Origin of the sequence: Acinetobacter sp. YQ_14 (assembly GCF_043102985.1) — a bacterium.
Lineage (GTDB): Bacteria > Pseudomonadota > Gammaproteobacteria > Pseudomonadales > Moraxellaceae > Acinetobacter > Acinetobacter venetianus.
The window spans coordinates 1-12,990 of record NZ_JBICJJ010000017.1 but is presented as its reverse complement, the minus strand read 5'-3'; the positions used below and the strand labels follow the sequence as shown (position 1 = coordinate 12,990).

Below are 12,990 nucleotides of genomic sequence, written 5' to 3'. Positions count from 1 at the left end.
TAAACCGAATACAAGGCTAAGCATCAAGTTGATGTGCAATTCGATTACGTCGACTTTTCAAATGAGATGCTAAAAAATATAAAACCATACTTATCGCTATTGTGACGAGCAGCAATCCCCACAACACCACATTTACGATTTGAGCGATACGCTCAGCCTGTTGGGCACGTAAATCCAATGGCTGTGTCATTAATGTAATACTTTTGCCGTAGAGCTGTTGTTGCATAACCCATAATTGCTCAGGCTTGAAATCGTACTTTTGGAACTGCGCAGGATTATTTCGCTCTGCATTAATTAGCTGATTTACATAAATATTGGCAGTTTTTCGGTCTATCGGATCATGCAATAAAGCGACTTGCGCCAACACATAAGCTTTCTCAGTTGCAGAAGCATTCGACTGATTCAAATCCTGTGCGATTTGGCTTTCGATAATATTATTTTTATAGCTCATCCACTGCTGATAAGCTTTTTCAGTTTCATCTTGCCAGTCATACTGAATATAACTCATACCTGACCATAACAGTGTGAAAGCAATGATCCAAGCAATGACTCGCAGTGTCCAAGCTTGAAAACGTTGTCGAAAAAAGTTTAATTTTTTTGCCCAACGTAGTAATAAAAATGCACCAATGAATGCAACGAATATTTTTATAAATAACCAGCCAAACCAAGACAGTAAATTAAAAAAATAATCTACTGGCTGTTTAAATGGAATTAGATCTTGAACATGGTAAGGCAAGTCCAAAGTTTGAACATGCATAGAAAGATCAAAAAAACGATAGACAAATTCTTTTTGGAAAAACAATGCAGTGATCGTCATTAACACCAAGGCGCTGCTTAAAATAAACCAAATCATCAGATGACGTTGGCGTTTTTTTAAAACCACTAAACGCTGATCAATTGGCTGTACACTGAACTCGTCTATCGATGACAATGATCTTTCCTCTGCTTAAATCATAATTGAGAAGATTGGCTATTTTCTAGAACCAGTTGATTCAAACTCTCTTGTAATGCACGTAAACGAGTCGTTGCTTCAGCACGTTTTTGCATTCCTTCTTTCTGAATCTGAATCACATCATTTACAGTTTTAATGAGGGTATTTTGCACATGTTCAAGGGTTTCGACATCAATCACCGAGCGCTGATTCGCTTTTGCGGTATCGACCGAGTTTTGATGCAATAATTCAGCATTTCGACGCAATAAATCATTGGTCGTGTCATCAATTGCTTTGGCTAACTGCACACTATTTTTTTGTTCCTGCAATGAAATCGCTAAGCTAATCTGGTTTTTCCATGCAGGAAGCGTAATGTTTTTGATCGCATAGAACTTATCAACCAACATTAAATTGTTGGATTGAATGATCCGAATCATCGGCAAAGTTTGCATAGCGGATTGTTGTAAAACCTGCAAATCACTGACTCGCTTTTCCAAATTATTTGCCAAATGATTTAAATCATAAATCTGCTGTGTTGTCTGTTGATCTTGCTCTTGAGTTGTAAGTGTTGAAATCTGTTGTTGAATGTCTTGTTGCTTCAATTGTCCAGCAGCAATATAAACGCCAAGTTGTTTATATTCATCTTGAACGGCATCAAACATTTTGTCCAAAGTTCCAACCCGTGCTTTCAAACCAGACTGAGAACTTTCGATTTCTTTCACAAGAACATCTATCTGTTCTTTTGTCGTATTAAAGTGTTGATCAAAACTTTGCTTTGCACCTTTAAACTTACTTAGCAATCCGCCAAAGAATCCTGAACTCTTTGATTTATTTAAAATGCTTGTCGTATTCAACTGCTGTGCAACTTGCACAACTTCATTTAACTTTTGCCCAGTTGCATCTAGGTCTTTATTCTGAACAAGATTAAGCAACTCATCTGTATATGTAGATGTTTTATTGGCAATATTTTTACCATATTCAGCAACAACTGTCGTACTAATGTCAGCAAGCTCTTGATGTGCATCCATTACTTCTGCAAAGTCTTGAACCTGTAAGCCCAATTCTTTCAAGTTAAGTTGTTCAAAGCGTTGCTCTTGATTAACAACCAGTTCATTTGATGAATTGCTCAGTTCTGAATTAGACATAATATTCCCCTCTTATTTCTGTAATGATTTCTTAAGATTTTGAATGAGATGTTCTCTGCTTTTATCCAACTGCTCAAGTGTCTTTGTCGAATTGCTCTCTCGACTTTGTTCCAAATGATAGCGCCATGCTGGAATCAAAACCTGCTGTGCCTCTTTAAAACGATCTAATAAGCTAAACGATAAATGTTGTGATAACTGCATTTGTTTTAACGCAATATCATTACTGGTTTGTAAGGTTTGTAAGGTATTTATTTTTTTAGACAGTCGCTCTACAAAATGATCTAAAGTTTGTTGCTTACTGAACTGAGGATACTCTTGCAAGAACTCTTCAGCAGCACGAATATACTCTGCCATTTGCTCTCTTAAACCGACAACCTGCTGTAATCGTGATTGAGATTTTTGAATCTCTATCTGTAATTTTTGACTGAGATAATCTGCCTCATCAATTAAACGATCAAAATCCTTTAGGTATTTGATCTGACCAGCATCGTACTCGATGTCGATCCCTAGCCATTTTTGTAATACATTAAATTTTCGTTGACCCAAATACTTATTCGAACGAGACAGTTGTTGAATAATTTGATGAATAACTTCGCTCAATTGCTGATTCAATTTAGGATCAACACCATTTAAGAGTAGGCTTTGAGCTTGCACCAAATGATCAGCATAATCATTTAAACGATGCGGATCATTCAGCAACGGGACTAAATCATTACACTTAATCGCCAAGATATGTTCTTGATTTATGTCAAGCTGTGATAAAGGAATTAAATCAAGCGGTATGGTCATAGAAGTAGGAAATAGTAAGAACAAATAAATTTGAACATTCTAGTTTTAGCATGTTCTTACTATTTCGCATACTGAATTGTTGTTATGTTTTGCACGATTGCTGATTGTTATTTTTAAAGATTTTATGATTTTTGTGGAATCGCATAGGTTCCAATCACATGAGCGACAGGCTCATCATCATCTAAAGAATAGAGCCAAACCTCACCTGTAACTAATGTTTTACCTACTTTAATCAGTTTACACACTGCCCGAATATTTTGATTCCCATTCGGTTTTCGAAAGAAGTTAATGGTCATGTTGGTTGTAACGGCCATCGTCACCAAACCAATATGACCCATGATTGCCACATAGAGCGCGAAATCAGCCACTAACATCAGTGTTGGGCCAGAAACCGTTTGCCCTGGACGCAAGTCATCAGCATCGATTTGATACAATAACTGAGCGCCTTTATCGGTGATTTCTTCAATGCTGGTTTTCTTGAGTGCTTGTGGAAACTCTTGAGCCAAAAACTCAATTAGTTCATTCTTTCCAATCTTCATCTGCTTTCCAAATTTTTCAATGTGATGTTTTTTAAGAGGTCCGTTTCAAATTTTATTCTGCTTGATTAGAAAGCTCATTTAAAACTTGCCAATATGTCGGCGCTTCTTCGACATGGCCTTTATCACGCAACATTTGATGCATCTGTGGCAATTTAAAATATGGAACAGTTGCCATCAAATGATGTTCTTTATGGAAATTCACATGAATTGGTGCAACTAAAGCCCGAGCAATATAGCCTGCCTTTGTGGTTCGGGTGTTGGTCAATGCACTATGACTGGTCTCCATACCAGCATGTTCAGCCATCGAACGAACTCGCAAAAACAATGGAAATGGTGTCAAATAAGCCAGCACCCAAAGAGCATAGAGTTTAGGATGCCCTGAAGCCCATAAAACTGAAAATAAAGCTGCATTGGCTACAATCGCACCACCACTATTTTTTAAGAATGTTTTGGGATAATCAAACCAACGACGACCTTCTTGAGAAATCCAGCGACGGTCATTCGACACCGTCCACTCCATTTTCTCAACATCCATCAACACTCGACCAACTGCAAACTTAAATCCAGTCACGCCCGATAAATCACGCATAAATTTGCGCATTAATGATTTCTTCGTGGTCGGAAACCCCGTCACAAGTGATAAATCAGGATCATCCACTGTAGAAGTCTTACTGTGATGACGCAGATGATGGGCACGATACTTATGCAAATCATTCCAAATCGGACGAGCACATAACCAGTCCGTTAAAGTGTCATTTAACCATTTCGTTTTGAATAAACTTTGATGAGAAGCATCGTGCATGATGATCGCCAAAGCTAACTGACGACCTGCCAGAATAATTAGCGCAGCAACACAGAGTAATAATTTTCCCCAATTCGGTAAATATTCCCAGAACCCAGCTACAGCAGCAAAAGTACCACCAATAACCGCCCAAGTAGAAAAAACAGCCCAACAACCATGCAAATCTGATTTAGTTGTTAATTCCGTTATTTCATCTCTCGTGAATAAATCACTGATTGCTATACGCGTATTCATATCCCTTACCTACAATTGTTCTAATTTTATAAATACATAAATCTTAATTTTATTTTAAATTAAGTAATATTTCTGTCAATCTATTAAAATTTAATTTTTAGTAATATTTGTAATCAATCTTTACTCTAAACTGAGTTCATAAAACTTCTGCCACAATTCCAAACCTGTTCGATCTAGCTGTTGAACGCTTGTCGCAAATTGATCTCTTAGTTGCACATCAACAAAATCTTTGGGCAATAACGGATCATTCATTAATAGTGAAATCGTTTGGCGACCGAGTAATAACGATTCTCTAGCTGCTGCTTCCAAGCTTAATTGACTTACCGTCAGCAACCACTCCTGAATCATTTGGCTATATTTTTTATAGTGCTGATTGAGATGCTCTATTGGCCATAACTGATAGATCTTTTCTACTGTGTCTTGATCAAAATGAGAAATCTGACAAATCTTGGCACTACTCTCTAAGCCTGAAGCTTTTAATTCAGTAAAAAGATGATCAAATGAAATTGCCAAATTATCTGGACGAATATAAATCCCTTGTTCTAATTCTTTAAAACCAAAATGTTTCAACGCTCGTTCTCGACGATTTAAAGCGGTACGATCGACACGACCTAACTCACCTGTAAACACAGCTAAATATTGCTGATTCCATTTTTTGGTTTGTTTAATTCCGTTCTTACGGTTGAGCATCACATCTGCCCACTCATGTGATTGCAGAGTAAATTGATAAACCCCTCGTTCGATCGCCTCAATGACGCCGTCACCAGACAATCGAGTTACTGCGACGCGTATGCTGTTTTCACTAATCTCAAAAAGTTTCCCTGCAATAATAATTTGTTTAATCGAGATCTCACGACCTTGTAACCCTAGAAGTAAATCAATGATCAAATCACGGGCATTCATTTTTGCTATTGTCATGTTGCTATTGAACCAGTTTAAAAATAAAAAGAGCGAAATTAAGGTGAAACAGTTTAACTTAGAATTTGCCTCTTTTAGTCATCTTTCTAAAAGAGGCTTCTTTTTTAATTATTTATAGGAAAATGAACAATAAAATGATACCAAGTACAATACGATACCAAGCAAACACACGCAAAGTATGACGTTCAACAAACTTCACTAATGCACTCACCACAAGTAGCGCTGCAATAAATGCCGCCACAAAACCAACACCGATATTCAGCATGTTTTCTTGAGTCAGGACATCCGCATTACGCGCTAAATCAAATACAGCTGCACCTAACATGGTTGGCATTGCCAAGAAGAAAGAAAACTCGGTTGCTGCTTTACGAGACAGGCCAGAGAACATTCCACCAACAATCGTTGCGCCTGAGCGAGATGTTCCAGGAATCATTGCAACACACTGTGCACAACCCACTAAAAATGCTTGCTTATAGGTAATTTTTGTTGCTTCAGTGGTTTTATGATCAAACTTAATCGACTCAACCCAGAAAATAATTAAACCACCGACAATTAAAGCAATAGCCACAACAAGTGGGCTAAACAATACACTTTTGATGAAATCAACAGCGAAAATACCAATCACGACAGCAGGGATAAAAGCCAATAAAACACTAAAGGTAAAGTGTCTTGCCTCAGTATCTCCACTAAAGAAACCTTTAATCAAGTCCACAATCTTTTGGCGGTATAACCAACATACCGCCAAAATTGCACCCAGCTGAATAACAACCTCAAATACACGACCATCATCAGAATGGAAGTCAATCATATGACCAAATAAGATCAAATGCCCTGTACTTGAAATGGGTAAGAATTCGGTAAGACCCTCGATAAAACCTAAAAATAAGGCTTTTAAAATTTCAATATGTTCCATAACTTACTCAAAAAGCGTAAATACAAAAATAAAAATAAATGGCAAGCTTACATGCAAATAAGAATATTTTATGTGACTGTCACGTAATAATTTTGACAGCACAATAAGCAAAAATTTATCCGTAGATTCTAGATAATCATCAAGCTGTTTTTCTTTTGCATTTGTTCAACAACATCTTTGGTATCAAATCCTAAACGCCAATACAGCAATTCCAAAACATCTAGCTCGTCCTGAGTGATAATCCGATCACTCCACAAGCAACGTTCAGCAATCGCCAAGATATTTAGACGATCACGTAATAACAGGCCTGAGACATCATTTAGGATTTCAGCTAAATCTAAAGGCTCATCTGAAATATCAGCAAAAGTTTGCATTTCAACTGCGGTTAAAATCTTTCTTAAAATACGTTCACGCACTTCTAACTGATTCGGACTATTAATTTGTTGAACATGCAATAACGCATCAACCAAATGCACAATCTGCGATTTGACATCTTCAAAAGCTGTTGGCAAATGTGCAGGCATCAAATTTAACTCATGTTTAACACGCTCAAGAAGTAAAGCATCAAGTAAACCAACTTCGCCATCTTCCTGAATGATACAAGCAAGTTTAGTTAAAAATTGACGGGCAATACTGGTTGGCATATGACCAATATTTTTACAGGCATCATGGAAAATTTGCACATGAATACGGCCATCAAGATTCAACAAAGCATCTACAATCGCATGGCTCACAGGTGCATCTTGAGGAATAAATTCTCGATATTGACGAATCATCAAGATTGCCACCATCACTTCTCTAGAACCCGTTGCGGTCTGCATAGCACGTTGGATTAACTCTGGACGCTTTTTATTTTTACGCATCTCAGGATTCAAAGGCTTAATTGCATCATTCAACGCAAAACTAATTGGAGACAAACGCAATAAAGGTAGTGGCTGCGGTGAACTCCAAGGAGTTGTAATATCGGTAATTTCTTCTTCTAATGATCGAAACAAACTGAATAAAGGACGATTTCGAAGTTTACGCAAATTCTCTAACTGTAAGTCTTGCAACAGTGTTGGATTCAGTTCGTAGATACGATCTTTAATACTTGGATGAATATTCATCCAGCTTTGCGGACTCAATGAATTGGCAAAGCACATATGAGAGATTGATTCAGAATAAGCACTATGAATCTGCGAACCAGTATGATGCACATAAATTCTTAATAACGTTTGGATATTCGCATTGTTATTCATCAACCGCATGGTTTTCAAATCATTACGGAAAGTTCGACCACTCAAAGTCAAATATTTGATTAAACGAGTAATTAAAATACCCAAACTACCAATCAGCCAAATCACTCCACCGATTGCCACAAAAATCGTTTCAAACTTATTTCGATAGGAAGTTGCATAAGGGTTATAGCCTGCCTGAGCTAATTTACTTCCCCATTGACTGAACGTTGTTAGTCCACTGTATAAAATTTTAAGCTTGGTGTTTTCAACAGCTTCACCAGATAAAATTTGATTAAACTCATAACTAAGTAAGCCATACAGCTCAAGTTCATCTAAATTCTGCAAAGCACCCCAAGTTAGAATAATCACGATATCCTGAGATTTAAAACCTGCGGTTAAGGCATTAACACCGACTTCATCGGGCAGTACATACACTGCTGGTGTATCAATTGCGAAACTACGCGCGACTTGCTCTACTACTTTAAGTGCAGTGCTTTCTTCAGGGGTACTTTCATCAAAAACGAGACGACGTGCTTTTAATTGCTTCGCAAGTGAATGTCCACCTTCACGCAGAACATAAAGTTCAGCACAAACTGACCAGACTAAAACAAAGAAAAGCAGAAAGATGAAATACGGACTAAGAACGTGCCACCAAATCGGCTGGGTGTAATCAAAGAAATGCACCACTAAACCCAAAATTAAATTGAGAATAAAGACGGTTAATAACATTGCGAGAATACAGAAACTAACTGACCACGCAATATTCTTATTTTCAATTAAATAATGGCTCATTTCTTTCAATGTAAATTTTCCTTATTACATTGTTTCTATCCGAGGCTTTAGCGCCTTCTGTATCATAAAATAAAAAAGCGGGAAATTCCCGCTTTTCTGGATATTAAAAACGATTACTCTTCTTTAATACCTGTTAAATCTACTGAAGCCGCATCAATATTTACATCAATATAGCCATCAGTTTTTTTCTTAGCCGTATCGCTACGTTTTAACTCAAGGTTAATTAAATAGTCGTTATCAATGCCACCAGCAACATAAACACCATCAAAGACAGAACAATCAAACTCTCTTAAATCAGGAACTTTGCTTGTACGCACTGCATTTTTCAGATCTTCGATTTCTTGGAAAATTAAACGATCTGCACCGATAATTTCACGAATTTCTTCAACTGTACGATCAGAAGCAATAAGCTCAGATTTTGCTGGCATATCAATACCATACACGTTTGGATATTTCACCATAGGTGCTGCTGAGGCAAAGAATACTTTTTTCGCACCAGAGTCACGTGCCATCTGAATGATTTCATTACACGTTGTACCACGTACAATTGAGTCATCGACTAAAAGAACATTTTTGTCTTTAAATTCAAGCTCTACTGGGTTCAGTTTTTGACGAACTGATTTCTTACGTTGTTGCTGACCTGGCATAATAAAGGTACGACCGATGTAACGGTTTTTCATGAAACCTTCTCGGAACTTCACGCCTAAAATATTTGCCAACTCTAAAGCTGATGTACGGCTTGTATCAGGAATTGGAATCACAACATCAATGTCATGCTCCTCACCCCATTCTTTTAGGATTTTATGCGCAAGCTTTTCACCCATTTTCAAACGAGCTTTATAAACTGAAATACCATCAATTGTTGCATCTGGACGAGCAAAATAAACGTATTCAAAAATACATGGACGGTATTCAGGATTTACTGCACATTGCTTAGAGAATAATCGACCTTCGCTGTCGATAAAGATAGCTTCGCCTGGTGCAATATCACGTTCAATTTTGAAACCAAGTGCAGTAATTGCAACTGATTCAGACGCAATAATATATTCTGTACCTTGATCAGTTTCTCTTGAACCGTAGATTAACGGACGGATACCATTTGGATCACGGAAGCCAACCAAACCATGACCTGTAATCATGGCAACGACACCATAAGCACCTTTACAGCGCTCATGAACGCGAGAAACCGTATGGAAAATATCTTCAGGTGTTGGATTTAAAGTACCAATTTTCTGTAGCTCATGCGCAAATACGTTAAGTAATACTTCTGAGTCAGAATCAGTATTCATATGACGTAAATCTGTTTTAAACAGATCATCATGAATTTCAGCTGCGTTGGTTAAGTTACCATTATGTGCAAGCGTGATACCGTAAGGTGAGTTTACATAAAATGGTTGCGCTTCTGCACTGCTAGAAGAACCCGCTGTTGGATAACGTACATGTCCAATACCGTAGTTACCAAGCAAAGCACGCATATGACGAGTATGGAATACATCGCGCACCATACCGTTGTCTTTGCGGAGGAACAAACGCCCTTGATGGCAAGTAACAATACCTGCTGCATCTTGTCCACGATGTTGTAACATCGTCAAGGCATCAAATAACATTTGGTTCACTGGCGATTTACCGGCTATCCCAACAACTCCACACATAGCAACCTCGCGACAAGCTAGGAACGGGGTTTGACCCCAATTAATAAAAAGGATTTTTCGTCGAATGGTCAGCGCGCTGATCCGTAGCAGCACGTTCTGACTCGTCCATTTCAGTTGAAGGGCGATACAATAGCGCACCTTCAGACCTCATTTGATCTAAAGCTTGATTTGCAGCATCTTTGGAAATTTCAGTCGCCAAAGGAGCATAAGGTAATAAAATCTGAATTAATTTTGACTGTTTCCAGTGGGGAGAACTATCCACCCAAGGTCCCACACCTTGCATGGCGATCAGAACAATCAATAGTCCTTTTAGAGAGCCAAAAGCACCACCTGCTAAACGATTTAATGGGCCCAGTTTTAAACTTTTCAAGAGCCCATTTAAAAGCGCGCTAACAATCCATGTACACACAACAATGATCAATACAATGAAAGCAAAAGCTGCAATTTTTTGCACAACAGGGTCTTGGCTGAGGCTGCTCATTGCAGGTGCCAATATAACTGCATACTTTGCCCCAATGATCAATGCAAATATCCATCCGACCAAGTTCGCAAAGGCTTTAATAAATCCTTGACGCAAACCGTTTAGCCCTCCAATGAGCAAAATGATCAGAATAATGATATCAAGCGTGTTCATTTCACACTGTCATCGCGTTAACACAATCTTTAATAAGCGTTGGACCTGTATAAATAAGGCCACTATAAACTTGAACCAAGCTCGCTCCTGCTTGCTGTTTTGCTACAGCTTGCTCACCATTTAAAATACCACCAACACCTATGAGTGGAATCTGTCCGTTCAGCACTTTAGAAAATTGACGTAAACACTCCGTACTCTTTTCAAATACTGGTGCACCAGACAATCCACCTGCCTCATTACCATTTGGAAGATTTTCAACACCCTCACGACCAAGCGTCGTATTCGTCACAATAAGACCATCAATTTTGAACTGAATGAGTTGAGCTGCAATAAATGCGATATCTTCTGGTGTGAGATCAGGTGCAACTTTGAGCACTAAAGGAACATAATGATTATATTGTTCAGCAAGTTCTAGCTGTCGACCTTTCAAAGTTTGTAATAACTCTGTAAGTGCATCACCACTTTGCAAGCTACGCAGATTTTTAGTGTTTGGAGAGGAAATATTGACTGTAATATATGAAGCGTAATTATATACTTTTTCTAAACAAATCAAATAATCAGAAACAGCTTCTTCGACAGGAGTATCCGCATTTTTTCCGATATTAATTCCTAAAATCCCTTTAAACTTTGCTGATTTAACATTTTCAATCAGTTTATCAACACCATCATTATTAAAACCCATACGGTTAATAATGGCTTTTGCTTCAGGAATACGGAATAAACGTGGCTGAGGATTGCCAGCTTGAGGACGCGGAGTGATTGTACCAATTTCGATAAAACCGAAACCTAATGCTGCTAAAGCATCGATATGCGCACCATTTTTATCCAAACCCGCAGCTAAACCAACAGGATTTGGAAACTCGATACCCATGCAAGTTACAGGTTTTGCAGCAACTTTTTGATGCATAAAACCCAACTTATGCGCTTTATCAAGCATAGAAAGTGTGAGTTCATGTGCACGCTCTGGCGCTAAAGTAAACAACAAAGGGCGAGCCAATGAATATAACATACCAATCACAGTCTACTGATTTTCAAGTAGGCATATTATAGGCATAGGCTTAACAAAACGCCATGCCTGACAAGCGCTTATTTTGTAGAGTCGTTGCTTTAATGTTCCTTGAATATACAACTATGAAAATAAGTCGATACAAATACTCTATTTTTTATTTACATCTCTATCAAATAAAAGTAGGTAAGTACCTTCGAGTACTTACCTACTTGTTATTCATATATGATGTGTTATTTCCAAGAATAGGAAACACCAGCACCTACAGCAGTTGTATTGCCATTATTAAAGCCAGTTGAGAATGCACCTTTAATTGCAACACCATTATCAAAGTAATGACTTGCTCCCACTGCGATCGCTGACTGACTATCGTAATAACCCATACCTACACCAACAGTTGAAGCTCCTGCTTCTGCAGGCATCGGAATATTTGTCATTGCACTAATACCTGCAATACCTTGTGCAGCAATATCACGATTCTTTCTAACGGTTTGATTGGTTTGATCTACACGATTTGATACATCCCTAAAACTATTTTCTAGATCAGTCACTTTTGTATCAGTGTAAGCTTTCGCATCTGATAATACTTTAGCATCAGCAGTTTTGTACTCTTGTCGCATGACGGTTTCACGGCTATCTGTATAACCTTTAGCGCTACTTAAAGTTGCCTGATCACCAACATCAGCATACGTTTTAGCATCACTTAGAACTTTTGCATCAGCATCTTTCATTTGTTTGAGGTTAACTGCATCAGTATCTTGAACACCCGCTGCCACATGAATAATTTGACGCTCTTGACCTGAAGCGCCAACTGATACAGTGTTATCTCGATCTGAAGCAGAATCATTACCCAACACAACAGCATTTTTAGCTGAAGTATTTACATTATTACCAACAACAAAAGTTCTATCCCCTGTGATGGTATTGTCATTGCCGACTGCATAACTGTCGTTTGCCTGAATTACGTTTGGATCGCCGAATGCCCCTGAGCGGTTTCCTTCAACTTTGTTACCTTTACCCACTACAGTATTCGATTCTCCTGTTGCAGATGCTCCTGAACCAACAACCGTATTATTATTGCCATCAGCTATAGCACCATCGCCCAATGCTGTTGCACCTGCACCTGTCGCTTTTGCACCAGTACTAGATTCATTAGCTTTCGCATCTAAGAATGGTGACGAACCACCTTGACCTTGCTGTCCCTCTATCCATTGTTGTTCTGTGCCCGTATAGCCATTATCAACCGCAATTTCATAAGCACTCTTACCTGTCGCTCCAGTGTCACCTTTATCTCCCTTGTCACCTTGAGCACCCGTAGCGCCTGTCGCTCCAGTGTCGCCTTTATCGCCCTTATCACCTTGCGCACCTGTTGCACCTGTCGCCCCAGTGTCGCCTATATCACCTTTGTCGCCTTTATC

Annotated in this window: 12 protein-coding genes; all 12 read right to left on the bottom strand. The window is 38.5% G+C overall.

Annotated elements, in window-relative coordinates; genetic code table 11:
• Positions 1-16: 16 nt before the first annotated feature.
• On the bottom strand, positions 17-931 hold the full coding sequence (locus ACF8D3_RS08855; RefSeq protein ID WP_392471159.1) for a hypothetical protein: 915 nt from the start codon (positions 929-931) through the stop codon (positions 17-19).
• A 20-nt stretch (positions 932-951) separates the two neighbouring features.
• Positions 952-2,076, bottom strand: coding sequence for a toxic anion resistance protein (locus tag ACF8D3_RS08850; RefSeq protein WP_312102692.1), 1,125 nt, complete (start codon positions 2,074-2,076; stop codon positions 952-954).
• A gap of 12 nt (positions 2,077-2,088) precedes the next feature.
• Entirely contained in the window at positions 2,089-2,865 is a 777-nt protein-coding gene (locus ACF8D3_RS08845) for a tellurium resistance protein (protein WP_392471158.1), read from the bottom strand.
• A 122-nt stretch (positions 2,866-2,987) separates the two neighbouring features.
• Entirely contained in the window at positions 2,988-3,404 is a 417-nt protein-coding gene (locus tag ACF8D3_RS08840; RefSeq protein ID WP_007480202.1) for a PaaI family thioesterase, read from the bottom strand.
• 52 nt (positions 3,405-3,456) lie between these two features.
• Positions 3,457-4,440 (bottom strand): fatty acid desaturase family protein, encoded by a 984-nt coding sequence (locus ACF8D3_RS08835; RefSeq protein ID WP_392471156.1) that lies wholly within the window; start codon positions 4,438-4,440, stop codon positions 3,457-3,459.
• 120 nt (positions 4,441-4,560) lie between these two features.
• On the bottom strand, positions 4,561-5,358 hold the full coding sequence (locus tag ACF8D3_RS08830) for a PaaX family transcriptional regulator C-terminal domain-containing protein (RefSeq protein ID WP_004878811.1): 798 nt from the start codon (positions 5,356-5,358) through the stop codon (positions 4,561-4,563).
• A gap of 112 nt (positions 5,359-5,470) precedes the next feature.
• On the bottom strand, positions 5,471-6,271 hold the full coding sequence (locus ACF8D3_RS08825) for an undecaprenyl-diphosphate phosphatase (RefSeq protein WP_004878810.1): 801 nt from the start codon (positions 6,269-6,271) through the stop codon (positions 5,471-5,473).
• A 128-nt stretch (positions 6,272-6,399) separates the two neighbouring features.
• A complete protein-coding gene (locus ACF8D3_RS08820; protein WP_171253989.1) occupies positions 6,400-8,289 on the bottom strand; it encodes a M48 family metalloprotease in 1,890 nt (629 codons plus the stop codon).
• A gap of 104 nt (positions 8,290-8,393) precedes the next feature.
• Positions 8,394-9,932 carry an amidophosphoribosyltransferase gene (purF, locus tag ACF8D3_RS08815; protein WP_004878808.1) on the bottom strand — a complete coding sequence of 513 codons (1,539 nt, stop codon included), beginning with the start codon at positions 9,930-9,932 and terminating at the stop codon, positions 8,394-8,396.
• Positions 9,933-9,972: 40 nt separating this feature from the next.
• On the bottom strand, positions 9,973-10,566 hold the full coding sequence (locus ACF8D3_RS08810; RefSeq protein WP_392471155.1) for a CvpA family protein: 594 nt from the start codon (positions 10,564-10,566) through the stop codon (positions 9,973-9,975).
• 1 nt (position 10,567) lies between these two features.
• A complete protein-coding gene (locus ACF8D3_RS08805; RefSeq protein WP_392471160.1) occupies positions 10,568-11,575 on the bottom strand; it encodes a quinone-dependent dihydroorotate dehydrogenase in 1,008 nt (335 codons plus the stop codon).
• A gap of 230 nt (positions 11,576-11,805) precedes the next feature.
• A partial coding sequence (locus ACF8D3_RS08800) for a YadA family autotransporter adhesin (protein ID WP_392471153.1) occupies positions 11,806-12,990 on the bottom strand: 1,185 nt, incomplete at its 5' end.

Bases quoted from the DNA above. Each gene is read 5' to 3' on its own strand.
- ACF8D3_RS08850 (WP_312102692.1), bottom strand. From the start codon at position 2,076: ATGTCTAATTCAGAACTGAGCAATTCATCAAATGAACTGGTTGTTAAT.
- ACF8D3_RS08845 (WP_392471158.1), bottom strand. From the start codon at position 2,865: ATGACCATACCGCTTGATTTAATTCCTTTATCACAGCTTGACATAAAT.
- ACF8D3_RS08840 (WP_007480202.1), bottom strand. From the start codon at position 3,404: ATGAAGATTGGAAAGAATGAACTAATTGAGTTTTTGGCTCAAGAGTTT.
- ACF8D3_RS08835 (WP_392471156.1), bottom strand. From the start codon at position 4,440: ATGAATACGCGTATAGCAATCAGTGATTTATTCACGAGAGATGAAATA.
- ACF8D3_RS08830 (WP_004878811.1), bottom strand. From the start codon at position 5,358: ATGACAATAGCAAAAATGAATGCCCGTGATTTGATCATTGATTTACTT.
- ACF8D3_RS08825 (WP_004878810.1), bottom strand. From the start codon at position 6,271: ATGGAACATATTGAAATTTTAAAAGCCTTATTTTTAGGTTTTATCGAG.
- purF (WP_004878808.1), bottom strand. From the start codon at position 9,932: ATGTGTGGAGTTGTTGGGATAGCCGGTAAATCGCCAGTGAACCAAATG.
- ACF8D3_RS08810 (WP_392471155.1), bottom strand. From the start codon at position 10,566: ATGAACACGCTTGATATCATTATTCTGATCATTTTGCTCATTGGAGGG.
- ACF8D3_RS08805 (WP_392471160.1), bottom strand. From the start codon at position 11,575: ATGTTATATTCATTGGCTCGCCCTTTGTTGTTTACTTTAGCGCCAGAG.